General features: G+C 27.2%; 19 protein-coding genes. 9 read left to right on the forward strand and 10 right to left on the reverse strand.

The window, feature by feature from the left end; all coding sequences use genetic code 11:
* Nucleotides 1-9: 9 nt before the first annotated feature.
* The 4 genes from DB318_RS01650 to DB318_RS01665 all read right to left on the reverse strand — a co-directional run bounded on the left by DB318_RS01650 (nt 10) and on the right by DB318_RS01665 (nt 3585).
* The gene (locus tag DB318_RS01650; protein ID WP_002557145.1) at nt 10-270 is read right to left on the reverse strand and encodes an HPr family phosphocarrier protein; all 261 of its coding nucleotides are present in this window, start codon (nt 268-270) and stop codon (nt 10-12) included.
* A gap of 136 nt (nt 271-406) precedes the next feature.
* The gene (locus DB318_RS01655; protein WP_151060191.1) at nt 407-1276 is read right to left on the reverse strand and encodes an FAD binding domain-containing protein; all 870 of its coding nucleotides are present in this window, start codon (nt 1274-1276) and stop codon (nt 407-409) included.
* Entirely contained in the window at nt 1269-1736 is a 468-nt protein-coding gene (locus tag DB318_RS01660) for a hypothetical protein (RefSeq protein WP_151074160.1), read from the reverse strand. Before DB318_RS01660 ends, DB318_RS01655 begins: the two co-directional genes overlap by 8 nt.
* Nucleotides 1723-3585, reverse strand: coding sequence for a hypothetical protein (locus DB318_RS01665; RefSeq protein WP_151074161.1), 1863 nt, complete (start codon nt 3583-3585; stop codon nt 1723-1725). The genes DB318_RS01660 and DB318_RS01665 overlap by 14 nt, the downstream gene beginning before the upstream one ends.
* Before the next feature lie 281 nt (nt 3586-3866).
* On the opposite strand from DB318_RS01665, the gene DB318_RS01670 reads away from it, so the two are divergent.
* Nucleotides 3867-5375 carry a coiled-coil domain-containing protein gene (locus tag DB318_RS01670; protein WP_151074162.1) on the forward strand — a complete coding sequence of 503 codons (1509 nt, stop codon included), beginning with the start codon at nt 3867-3869 and terminating at the stop codon, nt 5373-5375.
* 24 nt (nt 5376-5399) lie between these two features.
* Here the strand turns inward: DB318_RS01670 and ligA are convergent, their stop codons facing one another.
* Nucleotides 5400-7382, reverse strand: a complete 1983-nt coding sequence (ligA, locus tag DB318_RS01675) for an NAD-dependent DNA ligase LigA (RefSeq protein ID WP_151073717.1) — start codon at nt 7380-7382, stop codon at nt 5400-5402.
* Nucleotides 7383-7635: 253 nt separating this feature from the next.
* Between ligA and DB318_RS01680 the strand changes: the two genes are divergently transcribed.
* Genes DB318_RS01680 through DB318_RS01705 form a run of 6 tightly spaced genes read left to right on the forward strand, consistent with a single transcriptional unit; the run spans nt 7636 to nt 13079 of the window.
* Entirely contained in the window at nt 7636-8016 is a 381-nt protein-coding gene (locus DB318_RS01680) for a response regulator (protein WP_151073587.1), read from the forward strand.
* An 8-nt stretch (nt 8017-8024) separates the two neighbouring features.
* Nucleotides 8025-8444, forward strand: a complete 420-nt coding sequence (gene fliS, locus DB318_RS01685; RefSeq protein ID WP_151060186.1) for a flagellar export chaperone FliS — start codon at nt 8025-8027, stop codon at nt 8442-8444.
* Nucleotides 8434-8835 carry a hypothetical protein gene (locus DB318_RS01690; protein ID WP_151060185.1) on the forward strand — a complete coding sequence of 134 codons (402 nt, stop codon included), beginning with the start codon at nt 8434-8436 and terminating at the stop codon, nt 8833-8835. The genes fliS and DB318_RS01690 overlap by 11 nt, the downstream gene beginning before the upstream one ends.
* Nucleotides 8832-11558: a DNA polymerase I gene (gene polA / locus DB318_RS01695; protein WP_151074163.1), complete on the forward strand. Its 2727-nt coding sequence runs from the start codon at nt 8832-8834 to the stop codon at nt 11556-11558. The genes DB318_RS01690 and polA overlap by 4 nt, the downstream gene beginning before the upstream one ends.
* The gene (gene coaE / locus DB318_RS01700) at nt 11540-12157 is read left to right on the forward strand and encodes a dephospho-CoA kinase (protein ID WP_151074164.1); all 618 of its coding nucleotides are present in this window, start codon (nt 11540-11542) and stop codon (nt 12155-12157) included. Before polA ends, coaE begins: the two co-directional genes overlap by 19 nt.
* Nucleotides 12141-13079 (forward strand): SPOR domain-containing protein, encoded by a 939-nt coding sequence (locus DB318_RS01705; protein WP_151074165.1) that lies wholly within the window; start codon nt 12141-12143, stop codon nt 13077-13079. Before coaE ends, DB318_RS01705 begins: the two co-directional genes overlap by 17 nt.
* Here DB318_RS01705 and DB318_RS01710 read toward each other — a convergent pair.
* The 5 genes from DB318_RS01710 to DB318_RS01730 all read right to left on the reverse strand — a co-directional run bounded on the left by DB318_RS01710 (nt 13062) and on the right by DB318_RS01730 (nt 17582).
* On the reverse strand, nt 13062-14426 hold the full coding sequence (locus tag DB318_RS01710) for an FGGY-family carbohydrate kinase (RefSeq protein WP_151074166.1): 1365 nt from the start codon (nt 14424-14426) through the stop codon (nt 13062-13064). The two genes, DB318_RS01705 and DB318_RS01710, sit on opposite strands and share 18 nt — an antisense overlap.
* Before the next feature lie 3 nt (nt 14427-14429).
* Nucleotides 14430-15650: a ribose-phosphate pyrophosphokinase gene (locus tag DB318_RS01715; RefSeq protein ID WP_151074167.1), complete on the reverse strand. Its 1221-nt coding sequence runs from the start codon at nt 15648-15650 to the stop codon at nt 14430-14432.
* Nucleotides 15651-15823: 173 nt separating this feature from the next.
* On the reverse strand, nt 15824-16474 hold the full coding sequence (locus DB318_RS01720; protein ID WP_151060179.1) for a hypothetical protein: 651 nt from the start codon (nt 16472-16474) through the stop codon (nt 15824-15826).
* Nucleotides 16475-16589: 115 nt separating this feature from the next.
* Entirely contained in the window at nt 16590-17117 is a 528-nt protein-coding gene (locus tag DB318_RS01725) for a tetratricopeptide repeat protein (RefSeq protein ID WP_151074168.1), read from the reverse strand.
* A 237-nt stretch (nt 17118-17354) separates the two neighbouring features.
* Nucleotides 17355-17582: a KTSC domain-containing protein gene (locus DB318_RS01730; RefSeq protein ID WP_004789464.1), complete on the reverse strand. Its 228-nt coding sequence runs from the start codon at nt 17580-17582 to the stop codon at nt 17355-17357.
* Between the two features lie 297 nt (nt 17583-17879).
* On the opposite strand from DB318_RS01730, the gene fusA reads away from it, so the two are divergent.
* Together fusA and DB318_RS01740 are read left to right on the forward strand one after the other, a co-directional pair.
* The gene (gene fusA / locus DB318_RS01735) at nt 17880-19967 is read left to right on the forward strand and encodes an elongation factor G (protein ID WP_151060177.1); all 2088 of its coding nucleotides are present in this window, start codon (nt 17880-17882) and stop codon (nt 19965-19967) included.
* A gap of 15 nt (nt 19968-19982) precedes the next feature.
* The gene (locus DB318_RS01740) at nt 19983-20681 is read left to right on the forward strand and encodes a Bax inhibitor-1/YccA family protein (protein WP_151060176.1); all 699 of its coding nucleotides are present in this window, start codon (nt 19983-19985) and stop codon (nt 20679-20681) included.
* The last annotated feature ends 33 nt before the right edge of the window (nt 20682-20714 follow it).

A 20714-nucleotide genomic window follows, 5' to 3' on the forward strand; every position in this document is an offset into this window, starting at 1 on the left:
TTCTAAAATTCATTCTTTAAAAGATTCGATAAGCTCTGCAAGCTCTGAAGCAGCAATCTCCTCATCCTCACCCTCAGCACATATCAAAAGCTTTTTACCTGATGACAATTCTAAAGTTTGAAGCCTGAACAAACTTTTACCGCTAACAGACTTTCCATCAGATTCTATTGTTATCTCGCTAGAATATTCTTTAGCTTTTTTTACAAAAGTTGATGCAGGCCTAACATGTAAACCGTTTACAGCCTTAATAATTGCTTCTTTTTTTACCATAAGTACAGAAACCCCTCATTATGAATATTATTTTTTGATTAACTTTTTACATTATAATACATAAAAATAAATTATATATTCCCTTTATATAAGAAATATAGCATACTAAAGATAGTAATTAAACTTATTCAAACCATTAAAAATTAAAATTCATTAATACATCTAAATAAAAATTCTTTATTAGTTTTAAATTTCTCTCTCCTATATTAAAATTTTTAGAATCTCTTATATTTTTATCCAACATTTTAAGAGAATTTTCTATCTCAGAAAATGAAAGCGGCAAAGATTTGTTTAAAAGTAAAACCTGAAAATCCTTTATAACAATCACCCTATCATCATAAAATATTTTTAACAAAAAATCATTTATAACATCTCTTTTTATGTTTAAAAGAATGCATATAAATATGATGTCCGTTTCTTCTAAAATGTCAAAAGACAAAGTATTGAAAAATATTTTGTGATAAAAACTTCTGTTCCATAGATTCATCATTGGAAATTTAAATTTAGTAACAAGAAAAGTGCTTCGATTTGTAATATACTCAACTCTATTTAAGTTATAAGCACTAAAAACATAAGTTTTTTTGGTTAAAATATTTTTAAACTCAATTTGTGCATCAAGACTTAACAATAAAGGATAAATATCAAAAACAGTGTTTTTATAATAAAACCCATTTGCAAGATTAATACTATTTAAATATGTTTTATCATTAAATTTTGAAATAAACTCATAAAATAGACTTGGAATATTTTTCTTACCAATCTGAAGTATCTCGTTGTAAGTAACACACGGTCCCATCTCGAGAAAATTACCCCTTAAAGACACCTTATTAAATTTTTCAAAATTACCAACAAGAAAAAAATTATCAATAGGTGTTTCTCTATTAAACAAATTAGGATTTTTTTTAAAATCTAGCTCATTATAAATGATATAATTATTTAAATTTTTATTAAATAAATAAGATAATATATTAAAATTTTCAGGATAATAAACCTTAACATCAACCATTTTTTCTATACAATTCTTCAGCTTTCAAATAAAGAGATAAAAAAGTATTAACATCCATACAATTACATTTTAATGAATTTCTATAGCCTAAAATATCTGATCTGCTTATAATCTTGTTTTCCAAAAAATAATAAAACAACAAAGTATTAGATTCAAAACAATTGCTACAAAAATTAAAATCGTCTTCTAATAAAATTTTTTGCATGTGCTGATAAAAACTTTTTCTCTTAAGTCCCTCAAGAGTAACCACACTACGACCATTTAAAATAAAAGCAGGAATTAAACTCGAATAAACAAGTCTAAAATCTAACAAAATTAAAAAAAATCTGTTATTAATAATATACTCCAAACTATTACTCTTGGAAAAAAAGATAGACTCTAAAAGACTTCTAGTCGACAAAGAAAGACTAATCTTTTTTGAAATACTCTCTCCATTTAGATTAAAATTAATTAATATCAATTTTTACACTCCAGCTATTTAAAATTTCTTCAAAATCAAGAGGTGTCCTGCTTGCATTAAAATCAAATATCTGAATCAACGCAGTTCGAATTGCAGAAACAGAAACGATAAAAAAACTTCTAAAAGAAAAAACAAACTCACCATCTTCAATAAACTCTAAGCTTAAACAATCTTTAATATCACAATTTACATTAGCACTGCAAAATACATAATCAACTGCTAACTCAAATATTGTATAAATTCTTTTGTTATTTAACTTAAGCTTGGTAAATTTACCTTGCTCTACAAAAAAACTTACATTAGTAAAAACAGCACTAAGCGAATAAAATTCAAATTTAAGTTCAACAGAACACCCAAGCACACAATCATTAACAGAATCAGCGGATATTTTTTCTTTAAAAATAACAGGATATTCATTTATAAAGTCTTTACTTATCAAAGAAGAAAAATTATCCTTAATGGTTAAAATTGCTTTTTCAATCAGATAAGGATCTTTGAAAAGAAGACTATAAAAATTAGCAAAATCTAAAACATTCTCATTTATCAAAAAATTTATACTGCTATAGGCCAAGCCCAATGCTTTAGCCAAGCTATTTTTCAAATAGTTGCTTAAATTGTTGTCAATAATGCTATAAGGCACAAATATATCTAATTTATCCTTATATAAGAGAGCAACAACATATTGCTCTTCGATTAAAAAACAAGTGCTTGAATTTAAATAAGCAAAGCCAACTCCTCTGCGACTAGTGTCAAAAATATTATAATTCTTGTTAAAACTTAAAACAGAAGATTTTTTTATTAAAGAATTCTTTAAGTCTAGTTTTTTAAAAACTTTAAAAAAGCTACTATAATCACCCTTGATCTGCGTAAGCAAATAACCTATTGGCTCACAAGACATCCCTAAGGCAAGATTATAAAAATTAGAATAAATAAAATTATAAACAGAGGTCTCAAATGCCAAAAGATTATCATAAAAAAATATGAAATCACTTTTATTCTCAACAAAAAAAATTTCTAAAAACCCATCAAAAAATAAATTTTTAAAAATATTATTAATAAATTTAAAATAAAACTTATATAAAAAATTTAAAGGTCTATTTATTATAATTTCTAAAATAATCTTTGAAAGTTTGTTATCTGCCAACAAACAATTAGAAACTGAAAAAGTTAAATTTAAATTATCTAAAATTCCAAAATGCCTTTTGTAGTAAATAACATTAACCCTTTTATTAATTTTTTTTGAAATTACAATGCCCTGTAAAATTGCATTAAAAGAAATAGGAAAAATACAGCTAGACCAGTAATTATTAAAAGAATTAATTTTTATTTTGTCCTTATCCATACCAAAATTTTCACTAATAAAAAATTTCAAAAAAGAAATATTGTCTACATTAGCATCAATAATTAAATTATCAGAATCAAAAAATATTTTAACTAAAATAAAGTCATCTGAAAAACTATTATAATCACTAAATTCATAACAAGCATTCAAAACATTGCAAGTTCCAGATTCTTTTTCTTTAAATCCAGAAGAGTAATTATTATTTCCATCACCAATTCTTAGATTAAAAAGAACACTTTTTTCTGCTTTTAGCAAATACTCCAAGTTATCTGAATACAAAACCAAAGGAATTTGACCCTTAAAGTTTACCTTATTATCAAAAAGCTTTAAATTAAATTCATTAGAATCAACAAAATCTCTAAACTTTAAAGTTATATTGTCTTTATAGCTAATACTAAAAATTGAACTTACAGGGTCATCTACAAAGCTAAAATCTTCAATAAAAGAATCTTTAACATTGCAGCAAACTGGCAAAGCCCAAAATTCATTTGCATCCACATTTGTCAAATTCGCAAACTCCAACTAAACAAAAAATTAAATCAGTAAAAACCTATCATTACATAAATAAAAAGGATTTAAAAATAAAACTTCAAAAACAACTTACCTTACCAACATATGCAACAATTTTAAAGCAACTTAATAAGAAATTCACTTAAAACTAACTTGAAATCAGCGCCACTTGCCAATAACAATAGCACCTCCGGTGATTTTTTATCACTTTTGATAAATGGACAAACTATGATAACATTATAAATTATAGATGTTTTCTAAATAAAAACAAGGACCTTATGAATAAAAGAAAAAATCGAAACTTTAAGTATTTTATACTGCTTTCATGTATATCATTATTTGGGGCTAATAATACAATAAATTATTCTAGCATTAAAATTCCTTTAGAAGACTTAAGTGAAGAATTTAAAGATACTGGAAATAAAAACGATCAAATAAACACCTCAAAACATTTAAACAAAAACATAGTTTCTTACAAAGATCCAAAAAAAGGTAAAGATTTAAAATTACCAGAAAACATAAGAGACAAAAACCTGTTTAAAAAAAGAATGGACGAAAATGATCTAAAATCTGTAATTGAAAATTATGAAAATAAAATTAAAAATATAGAAAAGCTTTTAAAAACAAAAAATCAAAAAACACCGACAAATGAAAATAAAAAAATAGAATCAATAGAAAGAAAAGCAAAAAAGTATGAAATATTAACAAATAAATTAAAAAACGAAATATTAGAAATAAAAAAACTCCTTAACAAGAAGGCCAGATCCGAAGAAGATGAAAATTATGAAGAAAAAATAAATATTGAAAACATTGAAGAAGAGGAAGAAGAAGACGACGATGATGATGATTTTGAAGAAAATTATGAATATAATGATGAAATTGAAGAATTAAATAAGGACAACTACCCCTCTAGTGAAAGAATAATAAACAACCTAAAAAAAAATCTTGATGAGAATGAAAAATATTATGCTATTAATGAAAACAAAATAGATGAACTTGAAGACAGAATCAATGACAATGAAAATACTATTTTAGACTTGCAAAGAGAATTAAGAAATTTTAAAAAAAAAGATGACTCAGATAAAAACTTAGAAGAAATTAAAGAAAATTTATCTTCAATAGGGAAAATAATAAACAATCTAAAAGGAAAAATTCACGCAAATGAAGCAATAAATAAAGAAAATCAAAAAAAAATAAGAACCGATAAACATAAATTCAAAGAATTAGAAGATAAGATAAAAGAGAATGAAGAAACTATTTTGAAACTTCAAAAAGAATTAAACAATTTTAAAAAAAAAGAAATTTCTCAAAAATCTTTAAACGAAGAAGCCCTAATTCCAACTATTACAAACAAAAATGATGAACTAGAAGAAATTAAAAAATTAGAAAAAAAATATTCAAAGCCTACAGAAAAAAATGAAAACCAAAATCTAGAAAAGCCCACTAAAAGCAAGCCAAAAACAACTATGATAAAAACAGCAGATTTTCAAATCTATCCTGACATATACCTTAATAACTATAAATTTAAAGAAAAAGGGGATCAATTTGCATTTAAAAAGGAAAACACATACTATATTGAAATAGATCCAACTAATAATTTAAATGAAGCTCTAAAAAATCATGAAATAATCTCAAAATTCAAATTTGAAAAATATTTCATTAACCCTACTCTAAAAAATAAAGAAGAATTTTTTAGAAACTTAATAGAAGTCAAAAATATCCATGAATTAGGCATTATGTATAAAAGCCTAAAGCCTGAATTCAAACAAATAAAAATAATTAAATAGAAAATAAACCTTTTTAAATCTAACTCAATCCAAGTAGCTCTTAATATCTTCAAAAGAGATAATTTTTATATTCAAATCCAAAGCTTTTTTAAGCTTTGATCCAGCTTTTTCTCCTACAACAAGAAAATCCAAACTACTAGTTACACAGGTTTTAAAAACTGCCCCTTTATTTATTAGTCTATCAATAACAATAGACCTAGAATAACCATTAAAAGCTCCAGTAATGCAAAACTTTTTATCAAGTAATAACTTATTTCCATCATCAATCATGATAGACTCTTCCATTTTAAATTCTAAATTTTCAAAAAATTTAAACTTATTAAGCATTATTGAATCATTAAAAGCTTCAATAATATTTAAAGCAATTTTTTCTCCTATGCCTTTAATTTTCAATAATGTTAAAAAAGCAAAATCTCTATCTTGACAAAGCCTAAAAAGCTTTGAAAATGAATTTAAGTTATTAATAAATAACAACCTTATAGCATTTTCTCCTAACTCTTTAATTCCCATACTAAGAAGTAATTTACTAAATGGCTTTTTTTTGCTAGCTTCAATTGAATTTATCAAATTATTTACCTTTTTATCTTTAAACCCTTTAAATTCAAGAAGTTTATAAAAATTAAATGTATAAAGATCAACTTCTGAAGAAATAAATTTCTTCTCAAAAAGAAAAGAAATGGTTTTATCAGAAAGTCCTTCAATATCCATACAATTTTTACTACAAAAAAATTTTATCTTCTCAACTACCACTGAAGGACAATTATTATTTACACAAAAAAAATGGGCTCCCTCTTTTACTAAAACCATCTTGCAAGCTGGACAATTATCAGGAACCTTGAAAAACCCTTTTGAAAATTTATTTACTACCATTTCAACAGCAGGAATCACATCTCCTCTTCTTGAAACCTTAACAACATCACCAACATTCAAACCAATAGATATTATATAATCTTGATTATGCAAGGTTGCATTGGTAATAAACGCCCCCGAAACAAAAACTTTATCAATATTAGCAACCGGAGTAATTTTACCACTACGCCCAACCTGAACAACAATACTATTTACCCTGCTAAAACCTGAAAGGGCTTCAAATTTGTAAGCCATTGCCCATTTAGGGTGATGCGAAGTATAACCCAATCTTTCTCTTAAAGTAAAATCGCTAACCTTAAGAACAACTCCATCTATTTCATACTCAAAAGAATTTCTTTTTTTTGTTATATCTGCTATGTAATTTAAAACTTCCCCAATAGAACTTTTTTGATCAAAAAATCTAATCAAAGGATCAACTTTAAAACCCAATTTCTTTAGTCTTTCAATGGCCAAATCATTAGCTTTAAACTCCAATCCAGCATTCAAAAAATCATAAATGAAAATATTTAAAGGGAAATTAGCAACCTCTCTACTATCAACCCTTCTAAGTATTCCTGAGGCTAAATTTCTAGAATTAGTATAAGGTTTTTCCAAAAATTTATTTATTTTAAAAAAATTTTTTTTAGTAATATAAACCTCTCCTCTTAATATTAAATCAACCTTTTCATCAAGAAATAAAGGAATATGCCTAATGGTTTTAATGTTTTTAGTAACGTCATTACCAAATTTTCCATTACCCCTAGTAAGAGCTTTTTCAAGAATACCATCTTTATAATAAAGAACAATAGAGCATCCATCAATCTTTGGTTCAACAGAAATATTAAAAAAATTGTTAAAATCAATCTTATCTATCCATGATTCTAACAAATTAAGATCATAAACCTTGTCAAGACTTAATATAGGAACAGAATGTTCAACTTCTTTAAAGTCATTCAAAAGATCGCTGCCAAACTTAAGAGTGGGGGAATCCGGGGTCTTATATTCAGGATACTTACTTTCCAACTCTTGAAGCCTTAAAATATGCTTATCATATACAAAATCTTCAACACTGGGCAAAGAATCGACATAGTACTCTTTATCCCACTTTCTAATCAACTTTTTCAAGTTTGCAATTTCTTGCTGTATTTTACTGCTCATAGGAGTAAAATTTAACACATTCTTCATTATTTTATCAAACAATCTAAATTCATAAGAAAAAGCCACCTTGTTATTATTATAAAAACTATCAAATAACACCAAAAAAACACATATTATTTTTACTTATATTCAAAGTAAAATAATCTTTAAATAAAAAAATCAATCAAAAAGGCAATATTACAAAAATGTGAATTATATTTTAATTGTCGTCAAAGATATTTTAATATGTTAAAATGGACAAAGGAGTGCTTATTTGGAAGAAGGTAAAAAAGCTTTAATAACAGATGACTCACTTTTTATGAGAAAAAACCTAATAAACATCTTAAAGCAATTGGGATTCAAAGAATTCTTAGAGGCCGAAGATGGAATTCAGGCTGTTAAAGAATTTGAAAAACAAAATAATATTGATCTAATAACACTCGATATAACAATGATGGGAATGGATGGAATTACGGCTCTTGAGAGAATATATGAAATTAATAAAAAATTGCTTAAAAAAGTCAATATATTGATGGTTACAGCTATTGGAAAACAAGAATTAATACAAAAAGCTTTATCGCTTGGGGCTAGAGGATATATTACAAAACCTTTTAAAAAAGACCAAATAATAGAACAAATCAAACTTTTAGATTAGAGGAAATTTTGATATCAAAAGAAAAAATATATAAACAAACGCAAATAAACACATCAAACCCCCTCTCAATATTGATAATGCTTTATGACAAAGCAATACAAGACTTGAAAATTGCCAAAGAACTTATAAAAGATGGAAATTGGCAAAATACAATTAAAGCTAATGAAAAAATTTTTCATGCACAAGAAATCATTACTGAATTAATGTCAACATTAAATTTTGAACAAGGTGGAAATATCTCTACAAACTTACTCTCAATATACTCGTTTCTAAATAAAGAGCTAGAAAATGTTTTTTTAAAAAAAGAAATACACAAAATTGACAATGTTATAAAACAATTGCAAATATTAAGCCTTACTTGGAAAAAGTTAAAAACAAAAGAAAATAATACTACTCACAATAAGTTAGGAATCAATATTGTTGGCTAATGAAATTTTAAAAAAATATTTTAACAATTTATTATTAGAATTAAAAGAACTAAAGTTGATATTAACAATAGAAAGTGATAAATTGCAAAGAGAAGAAATAAGAATATTAAATGTAACCAATCCTAAAAAGGATTTAATCTTAGAATCAATCAAAAACTATTATAAAACAATAAATGCATGGTTAAAACCTAAAAACCAAAAATTGGATAATTTTGACCATTTGATTAAAGAAATTAACCTACTAAAAGAAGAAATATATATTAAATATCAAAGTTGTTATAAACTCTTACAACAAATTGCAAGTGCAAAAAGAAAAATCTCAAAAATTAAAAAACATCAAAACCACATTACAGTAATCAATACACCTATAATGCTAGATATTAAAATATGAAAGAACTTTACTTAATTGACGCACTAAACATAATATTTAGAAATTATCACGTAATGAAAAATTATCCACTTTTAAATACACGAGGAGAAAATGTTAACGCATTTATTGGCTTTTTTAAAACATTATTTTTCATAATAAAAGAAAAAAATCCCGAACATTTGATTGTTACCTTTGACTCAGAAATACCAACTTTTAGAAAACAAAAATATCCAAACTATAAAGCAACAAGAGATGCGCCTCCGAATGATTTAATACCTCAAATAGGATGGATAAAAGAGGGGCTTTTAAAGGCAAAAATACCAATCTTTGAGATCGAGGGCTACGAGGCTGACGATCTTTTAGCTAGTTTTGCTAAAAAAGCTACAAAGAATAACTATTTAACTTACATTATTTCTCCTGACAAAGACTTGCTGCAAACAATGTCAGAATACACAAAGATACTTAAAATTGAAAACAACAGCTTTGTTGAAATGAACAATGAGTACGTAATAAAAAAATTTGGAATAAATAGCTTTCAAATAAAAGATTATTTAGCTATTGTTGGAGACAGATCTGATAATATACCTGGAATAAAAGGCATTGGGCCAAAAGGAGCAGCAAATTTATTAAAAGAATTTAAAACCTTAAAAGGAATATATTCAAATTTAGAGCTAATAAATAAAAAACATCAAGAACTTTTAATCAAAGAAAAAGAAAATGCTTTTTTAAGCTATGATCTTATAAGTCTTGAAGAAAATTTAAAAATTCCAGAAATTGAAAACTTTGCCTTAAAAAATTTTAGTGAAGATATAATATCTTTGTTTGAAAAGCATTCAGCAATTACGCTAATAAAAACTTATAAAAAAGATATCCTAAAACAAAAAGAAGAAAATATAGGCCAAAAAAGCCTTTTCAATCAAGAATCTACTACTAAAAACTCAAATACCCTAAATACAATTGATACAGAAAATGTTAAATATCATACAATAACAACAAAAAAAGATCTTGACAATTTAATAGAAAGCCTTAAAAAGGCTAAATACATATCAATAGACACAGAAACATCTTCGCTTGACACATATACGGCAAAATTAATTGGAATTTCCACTTCATTCAAAGAATTTGAAGGTTACTATATCCCAATCGAAGCTAAAGGAAAAGTTTACATAGAAAAACATTATATAATACAAAAATTTAACAATCTCTTTGAATCAAGCCCAAAAATAATTGGTCAAAATTATAAATTTGACTATAAAATACTAAAAAACAATGGATTTAGCCCTATCCCACCTTATTTTGATACAATGATTGCAGCATACCTTATTGACACAAACTCAAAAGTATCGCTTGATTTTCTTGCAGAAAAATATTTACTGCATAAAAATATCAAATACGAAGATGTGATACAAAAAAATGATAACTTTGCAAACATATCTCTAGAAATGGCAACAAGTTATTCATCCGAAGATGCTGATATTACATTCAGATTATTTAAAATATTTACCAAAAAATTAAAAGAAGATGGGCTTGATAAGTTAATGCACGAAATAGAAATGCCTTTTAACAATGTAATTATAGAAATGGAAGAAAATGGCATTTATCTTGATAAAGAATATTTAAAAGAATATGGAAAAGAACTTGGAAAAGAATTAGAACTAATTGAAAGCAAGATAATAAAAAGCATAGGAATTGATTTTAATCTAAATTCTCCAAAACAAATGCATGAAATTTTATTTGAAAAACTAAATCTAAAATTACCAGAGAAAATGAAAAAAGATTCAACTGATATAAAAGTGCTCGAATCTCTGAGAGGACAGCATGAATCAATTGAAAACCTAATAAAACACAGGCAAATTGCAAAATTGAAGAGCACCTACACAGATAATTTGGCAGCACTAATAAACTATAAGACAAATAGACTGCATACAAGCTTCATACAAACAAAAACAGCAACTGGTAGAATCACCAGTATAAATCCCAACTTACAAAACATACCAATAAAAGATGAGAAAGGAAGAAAAATAAGAAAAGCATTTAAGCCGGAAAATGGGAATATTTTTATTTCAGCTGATTATTCTCAGATTGAGCTTGCTATACTTGCTCATTTATCACAAGACGAAGCACTTATTAAAGCATTTGAAAATAATAAAGACATTCATGCAGAAACTGCTTCTAAACTTTTCAAAATAGAGGAAAAAGAAATTACTCCCAACTTGAGAAGAATAGCAAAATCTATTAATTTTGGAATAATTTATAGAATGTCAGATTTTAGACTCGCAAAAGAACTGGGAATTACAAAAGAAAAAGCAAAAGGATTTATAAACTCTTACTTTGACTCTTATCCAAAGATTAAAGAGTTTATAATAAATCAAATAAACTTCGTAAGAAATACTGGATATAGCGAAACTATCTTAAAACGAAGAAGATATATAAAAGAAATTAATAGTAATAATTATTTGGAAAGATCTGCTGCAGAAAGAATAGCAATAAATAGCATAATTCAGGGAAGTGCTGCTGATATCATGAAAATTGCAATGGTCAAAGTATTTAATGAATTTAAAAGTAAAAAAATGGAATCAAAAGTATTACTGCAGGTACACGATGAAATGCTTATTGAATCTCCTATTAAAGAGGAAGATGAAGTAAAAAAAATATTAAAAATTATGATGGAAACCGCTTACACATTAAATCTACCCTTAAGAGCAAATATTGAAACGGGCAAATCATGGGGCGAAATCCATTAATCATTGGGATAACAGGAAAAATTGCATCTGGAAAAGATGTTACTTCTAAAATAATTAGCAATAAATATGGATTTTACGAAATAAATGTAGACAAACTTGGGCATTTAGCCTTACATGAAAAAAAAGAAGAAATAGTTAAAATATTTGGTCAAAAAATATTAAATACTAAAAATGAAATAGACAAACTCTTGATAAGAAATCTTGTATTTAATAACAATAAAGAATTAAAAAAACTTGAAAGTATATCTCATCCAATAATACTTAATAAAATAAAAAAAATACTAATTCAAAACCAATCTACAAAAATAATAATCAATGCTGCTTTACTTTTTAAGCTAAATTTAGAAAAACTTTGCGACTATATAATTGTAGTCAAAGCAAAGATTCCTATAATAAAAAATAGATTATCATATTCTATGCCAAGAATAGACTCAAATATAATTAATAAAATACTCAAAATTCAAAAAGATATTTTTTTTAAAAAAAATATTATAAACTTAAGAATAATCAATATAATTAATAACAAGAATTATACATATCTAGAAAAAGAAATTGAAAAAAAAATGCAGGAGATAATTAACTATGAAAGATTTGAATGAAAACAATGATAATAACAAAGGATTTTTTGTAGCATTAACCTCAATTGCAACGGTTTGTATCATAATATTTCTTGGAACAATTATTTTTTTCCCAAACAAAAATTTGACTTCAGATATTGCAGAAAAGAATATTGTCTTAGAAGAAACTAAAGATCAAAACACCTTAGAAAACACTGACCAAAATGAAAAATCTTTAAAGGTATCTGAAACCCCAAACGAAATAATCATAGATTTAACACAAGATTTAAATAAAGAAAAAAAACCTACAAAAAAAACACCCAACACTTCTCAAAAATCAAAAATTATTGAAAAACCTCAGCCTATAGCCAAAAAAATAACTAATACTTCCCACCAAAAATCAAAAATTATTGAAAAACCTCAGCCTATAGCCAAAAAAATAACTAATACTTCCCACCAAAAATCAAAAATTATTGAAAAACCTCAGCCTATAGCCAAAAAAATAACTAATACTTCCCACCAAAAATCAAAAATTATTGAAAAACCTCAGCCTATAGCCAAAAAAATAACTAATACTTCCCACCAAAAATCAAAAATTATTGAAAAACCTCAGCCTATAGCCAAAAAAATAACTAATACTTCCCACCAAAAATCAAAAATTATTGAAAAACCCCAACCTATAGCCAAAAAAGCCTTAAATATTGACAACATATATGATCCTAATACAGAATATTACATACAATTTGTATCACTCTCAGACCCAATCAATGCTGACAACTATATTCAAAAATTACTCAAATATAATATTGTTGCCAAAATATATTCTGCAACAATAGATAATAAAGATATTTACAGGGTAAGATCTGGTCCTTATAAAACAAAATCAGAAGCAAAAGCAGACTTTAAAAAAATAACAGGAATAAGCGAATTTAAAGAAACTTATATATTACCCGTTAACAAATAGACTATAATTATTAATATATTTTTGATATTTTTCTAAATATTCTTCATGGATCTCAATAATAGGCAAGACAATATGCTTAATCTTTGCAAGCTTGAAAAAAGCATCATTTAAACTACTAAATTCTCCTAAAGAATAGAATGCCTGAATTGCTCCCCCAATAATCTCTGAATGTTTAAAATCAAAAATATTTAAATCTTTGCCAAGAATATTTGCCTTGATTTGATTTAAAAGCAAATTATCAGAATTAGATCCACTAACAAAAATACTCAAAATTTCTTTTTTACAGGCTTTTAACTCTGCTAATCTGTTGTAAAAAGCAAAGCATACAAACTCAAGTATTGCCAAACCAATCTCTAATGGATTTTTAATACTACCAAAAATTCCTTTATTTAAATCTTTGCAAATAGAAGGATCCAAAACAAATAAATCATTAAAAAGTTTAATTTTGCTTGGATAAAAATATACATTATCTAAAGTAACACTTTTAACAATCTTTTTTAAAAGAAAATCAAAAGTTAAACTTTTTTTATAAAAACTGTCTTTCAGTAATTGAATCAAATATCCAAAAGGAACAATTCTCCCAATAATAAAATATCCTTCTAAAAAATAAGGATATTCCAAAGAAAATCCGGGCAAATACGTACTTGAAACAAAATTAAACCCTTCGCTTGTACCCATTCTATTTGACACAATTCCCTCTTGAAAAGCCCCGCTTCCTACCAAAACACTCAAATAATCTGCTCCAGCATTAATTACATTAATTCCGCTATTTAGCCCAAATTCAACTCCTGCTTTATAAGTTACAACACCAATATTTTCTCCCATTTTTATGAACGGAGGGAATTTATTCTTATCAAGTCCATATTTTTTTATCTCTACATCATCCCAAATAAAAGGAATATACTCTGTGCTTGGAAAGCTTGTAAAAAGCTTTCCTGTAAGCAAATAAATAAAATACTCAAAACAAGAAACAAAATAGCTTATTTTAGAATATATGCCTCTTTCAACAGTGCTAAGCACATAAGGTAAAAATACAGACTTCCCCCTAAAATCGGACTTGATTTTAAGGGAATTCCAATGTAATACTTCTAAAGGCTTTAAATTTGAATTTAAAGCAATTAAGCATGGCGAAATACCACTAACAGAAATGCAATCTATTTTGCTAGGTTGAAAATTGGATATGGCTTTTTTAAAAGAAAAAAGCCATATATTGAAGTCAAAATTTTCGAAATCGACATTAAAATAATCTGAATAGCTAACATCAATATAACTTAAAACTCCATTTTCAGAGCTAACTAATGCTGCCTTTAAAACACTAGTGCCAATATCAATGCTAAGGGTATTCATAAACTAACCTTTGGTAATCAATTTTTGAATATCGTCTTTTCTATCAAGAATTTTTTGTAAACCAACCTTATTATAAATTGCAAATATTGCATTCGCAAAAAGATGCGCAACATTAGCTTCATGATACCAAGGCTTATTTATTAATTCATCATTATGGCAAACAGCATTGGTTCCGATTATTTTATAAAAATAACCCTCCTCATAAGCTTTGTCAAAATATTTAATAGCATCTCCATTGAAAAACGGCAAACTAATCCCACATATAATCTTTTTAGCGCCCATATTTTTAAGCAATTTCATTGCCTTAATCAGAGTACCCCCAGTAGCTAACATATCATCGCTCATAAAAACATTCCTACCTTCAACATCTCCTAAAAGTTTAGTTACAGAAATATTTGAATCAGAAACGTCATTTGAAACTCTTGAATAATCCCTCTCCTTATAAAGCAGAGCAAGAGGACTCTTAAGGCTTGATGCAAAAAATTTATTTCTACTTACAGCGCCTGTATCGGGCGAAACAATAACCAAATTAGAATCTTTAATGTCAATCAAATCCCTAAGAGATTTAAAGATTTCATAAGAAACATTTAAATTTTCAAAATAAACCTTCCTAAATACATTCTCAATTGCCTTTGAGTGAATGTCCAAGGTTAAAATATGTCTAATCCCCAACTCTTCTAAAAATCTTCCAATAAGACTTGCTGTTAAACATTCTCTTGAATGTTTTTTATCTTGCCTTGAATAAGGATAAGATGGAATAATAACACTAACAGAGTTGGCTTTAGCCTGCATACAAGCATCTATTGTTGTCATTAAATTCATTATGTGATCATTAACTGTCATAATTATTTTTTCACTACTATTTATTTCAACTTCATAAGTATTAGCAACATCTTGGACAATAAAAATATCCTTATTCCTAATTGTTTTTAAAATTTCAGTTTTAAATTCACCATTGGCAAACTTAACAAATTTAACAGGAATTTCCAAAGACTCCCTGTTCTCAAGAGAAGATAAACTAAACCCTTCTAAAAAAGGAGATAAAACTTTTTCAATTCTAAAAATTTCTTCCTTTAAGGCTTTACAATCTTGACATACATTGGCTACAATGTCATTTTCAACATTTATAAATATTCTTTCAAGCTCTTCTATTATTTTACTGGCAAAAACTCTACCCCCAGGACAAGCAATAATTCCTATTGATTTTTTTTTAAGTAAATTCACCTAGTTCCTCGTTATTTTTTATAAAAAAATCTTAATAATATTAATTTGATAATTAATATCTCTTATACGCATAAAATAACTAAAAATATTTTAGCTTTAATAATAAAAAGAAAAAATCCTATTAATATAAAAAATAAATATTATAAATAATCCCAAAACAAAATTGACTTAAACTAAACAATCCCAAATTCAAATCCTATCCCAAACTTAAAATCAGAAAATTTAAAGTTTTGAATATTCCAAACATAATAACCTTCAAGAATTAAAAAAGAAAATGAAAGCCTAGCGCCAATATCCCAGCCCATTGTTCCTAATTCTGCTAAAACAGAATCTGCAGCAGCAGTAGTTATATTGATCTTAGGACCTGTGAAAAACGCTAAAGCTAAAACAAAAAAATCTAATTTTGTATAAAATCTCGGTGTTATTGCCATAATAAACGAGAAATTTTCATTTGCAGTTCCATCTGAACGCTTTATTGCTTTAAAAAAGTTCATGTCAAGCAAAAGCTCAAATCCAACAGAAATAAAATCATCAAATTTAGCGCCAAATTGAGTATAAATCCCATATTTTAATCCAGCTTTAGCAATATTGGCCAAATCGGAAAAATTTTGGGCTATATCTTCTTTTTCTATCAGGGATAAATTTGAAGGCGAATTTTGCTTAAGCTTTGCATTAATATCTAAAGCCTCATTATAAAAGCTTGAAAAGGGACTAACAGGAAAAGCAGCCCCACCACCAAAATTGAATTCAAAATTAGTATCTGTAAAACCATTAATCACAACGATCCCAAACAAACACAAGATTAAAACTTTAATCCTCATCATATACAAACTCTCCTACAAAAATTTACAAAAAATAAAACGGGGTTTATATTGCATATCTTATTATATAATAATTGTCATAAAGTAAAAAAGTAAAAATTAAACAATTAATTAAAAATTAACTCTTAATAACAGAAGAAACTATTTCTTCTGCACCACTTGGTATAGAATGATTTAGCTCTTTATATTTTAAAATATATTTTTTTGCATTTTTTTTATCGCTCTTTAAATGATAAATGTAAAAAATATTAAATAGGGCTTCTTTATTTGCAGGCGCAAATTCTAGAGTTTTCAAATAGCAAATCAAAGCATTATCTAAATCATTTTTCTTAAAGAATAAATATCCCTTCAAATTAATTAACAAAATATTTTCTGGATCTTTTTCTATAATGGAATTAAGTTTCAACTCCGCCTCTACATATTTTTTCAAATTAATGTAAGCTAAAATAAAATTGTAACTTGAATCATCACCAGCATTAATATTAAATTTAATAGATTTTTCATAAAGCAAAACAGAAGTCTCATCATTACCAAGCTCTTCATTTAATTTAGCAAGATTATAATATTCTCCTGATATATTTTGATATTCCCTAAAAATAGAGCTGCAAGACAAAATAAAAACAATAATAAATAACACATTATGCATAAAAAATTTACCTGAATTCTTAATACTATTTAAAGCAGCAAAATAACACCAAATCTAATAACAACCAAAATATAAAACTCCAATGCCTCCAATGCTATTAAACTTTAAAATTAAATAGCCCATATTGATGATTATAAATAAAATTATCACCCTAAAAAGCTAACTATAAATAGGCCCTTCTGTTTAAAAAAACAAAAGGGCTTTAATACTATCTACCTATCTATCTAAAAAAACAAATTAAAGCTTTTCTTGGTCATACTTATTAAATATGTTTTCTGTTAAGTATTTACCAACTGATCTTTTGTCCTCAATAAGTTTAGATATTACACTAAAATGTCTTGGTTCAATCTTAAAATACTTATAAGCTCTTCCATCCTTAAAAAACACAGAAAGCTCCGACACAGAAGAATCATACCCTACCTGTGATATCTTGCTCAATTCATTAGATATTGTTAAAGTTTCCAACTCAAATTCCTCCAAATAATTATTTTAGGAGTATAATAATAAAGTAAGAGTCAATTCACCAAATAAAAAGTTTTAATCAATAAAATCAAAATCTACTAAATGATATATTCCCTATAATAAGGATATACATTAATACAACTTTAATCAAGCAAACTGCAAACATCACATTAAATATTTTAAAATTTAAAATATTTAGTATCATAAAATGCTATCGGATAGATTTTTAAAAAAAAATTTTGTAAAATTATTAAGATAGTTAATCTTTTACTCACATATCATCAGGAGGGACAATGTCCAATGGACTATAATAAATTACGAAACATAGGTATTAGCGCTCACATCGACTCAGGGAAAACCACTCTTACAGAACGCATTCTTTTTTATTGTAATAAAATTCATGCAATTCACGAAGTAAAGGGCAAAGACGGAGTTGGGGCAACAATGGATTCAATGGAACTTGAAAGAGAAAGAGGAATCACAATAGCATCAGCTGCAACTCACGTTGAATGGAAAGATTTTCCAATAAATATTATTGATACACCCGGTCACGTAGATTTTACAATTGAAGTTGAAAGATCTCTTAGAGTGCTTGATGGAGCAATATTAGTTCTTGATTCTGTTGCAGGAGTTCAATCCCAATCAATAACTGTTGATCGACAGCTTAAAAGATACGGCGTTCCTCGCCTTGCATTTGTAAACAAATGCGATAAAACTGGAGCAAATCCCTACAATGTAAAAGATCAACTAAGATTAAAACTTGACTTAAACTCTGTTTTAATGCAAATCCCAATTGGATTGGAAGACAAACATATTGGAGTTGTAGACCTTGTATTAATGAAAGCTTACTATTTTGAAGGAAAAGATGGAACAGAAATAATAGAAAAAGAAATACCCTCAGATCTATTAGAAGAAGCAAAAAATAAACGAGAAATAATGCTTGATACTCTTGCCGATTTTAATGATGAACTTATGGAATTGCACATGGAAGGAGAAGAAGTTCCCATTGAAATAATATACAATGCAATTAGAGCGGGAACATTGGCTTTAAAATTGTGCCCCGTATTTATGGGATCTGCTTATAAAAACAAAGGAGTACAATTGCTCTTAGATGCTGTAACTAGATTTTTACCATCCCCTCATGACATAAAAAACACTGCTCTTGACCTCAATAATAACGAAAAAGAAATCGATCTTAAAATTGACAACGACCTCCCAACTGTTGCTCTTGCATTCAAACTTGAAGACGGACAATACGGTCAATTAACCTATGTCAGAATCTATCAAGGAACTTTAAAAAAAGGACAAGAACTTATCAACTCAAGAACTTCTAAAAAATTCAAAGTTGGAAGACTCATCAGAATGCACGCTAATAATACAGAAGATATTGAATTTGGGGGAAGCGGAGACATTGTTGCTTTATTTGGAATAGAATGTGCATCAGGAGACACATTTTGTGATCCATCAATCAACTATTCAATGACATCGATGTTTATTCCAGACCCAGTAATTTCTCTTTCTGTAAAACCGAAAGACAAAAAATCTGCTGACAATATGGCTAAAGCTCTTGGAAGATTTACAAAAGAAGATCCAACATTTAAAACTTATGTTGACATTGAATCAAACGAAACAATAATTCAAGGCATGGGAGAACTACACTTAGAGGTATACATTGAAAGAATGAAAAGAGAGTTTAAAGCAGAAGTTGAAACCGGAATGCCACAAGTAGCTTATAGAGAAACGATTACAGGAAAAGCTGAGTTCAACTACACTCACAAAAAGCAATCTGGAGGAGCTGGTCAGTTTGGACGAGTTGCTGGATTTATGGAACCTCTTAACAAAGAAGGAGAAACATATGAATTTGTTAACCTGATAAAAGGAGGAGTAATCCCAACAGAATACATCCCATCATGTGATAAAGGATTCCAAAAGGCAATGGAAAAAGGGACATTAATTGGTTTTCCAATAGTTGATATAAAAATCACAATCAATGATGGCCAATATCATATTGTTGACTCATCTGATATTGCATTCCAATTAGCAGCGATTGGTGCTTTTAGAGAAGCTTACGAAAAAGCAAAACCTACAATCCTTGAGCCAATAATGAAAGTTACCCTTGAAGGGCCTACTGAATTCCAAGGGAATATGTTTGGACTTTTAAACCAAAGAAGGGGAATAATAACAGGCTCACTAGAAGACGGAAGTTTTTCAAAGGTTGAAGCTGAAGTGCCCTTAAGCGAAATGTTTGGATTTTCGACAGTCCTTAGATCCTCTACCCAAGGAAAAGCAGAATTCTCAATGGAATTCTTAAAATATGGAAAAGTTCCAAGCGCTATATTTGATGAACTTCGCAAAAAATTTAACGATCAAAACAAATCTAAACAATAATAAGGAGGCTTTATTATGATCGAATTAACACAGGAAAAACAAGAAATATTAATAAAAAACAAATTTTTAGCCAAAGTTTTTGGGCTTATGTCAATCGGACTTTTAATTTCAGCAATATTTGCATATGCAACCTCAGAAAATCAAACAATAAAAACAATAATATTCTCAAATCCAATGTCATTTATGGCTATAATACTTATACAATTTGGACTTGTATACGCAATAAGTGGCGCTCTTAATAAAATATCAAGCAATACCGCAACAGCCCTTTTCTTGCTATACTCAGCACTAACAGGAGTAACATTATCTTCTATATTCATGATTTATACACAAGGATCAATAGTATTTACATTTGGAATTACTGCTGGAACGTTTCTTGGAATGTCTTTTTATGGATACACTACAACAACAGATCTAACAAAAATGGGAAGCTATCTAATAATGGGCTTATGGGGAATCATTATTGCATCTCTTGTTAATATGTTTTTTAGAAGCTCAGGCCTTAATTTTCTTATATCTATCTTAGGCGTAATCATATTCACAGGACTAACAGCTTATGACGTTCAAAATATTGCTAAAATGGATAAAATGCTACAAGACGATACTGAAATAAAAAATAGAATGGCAGTTGTAGCATCACTTAAGCTTTATTTAGATTTTATAAATTTATTCTTATATCTTCTAAGATTTTTGGGCCAAAGAAGAAACGACTAAAATAACAATAAAAAAACATTTTTATGAAAAATT

The organism is [Borrelia] turdi (assembly GCF_008828755.2).
Taxonomy (GTDB): Bacteria; Spirochaetota; Spirochaetia; order Borreliales; family Borreliaceae; genus Borreliella; species Borreliella turdi.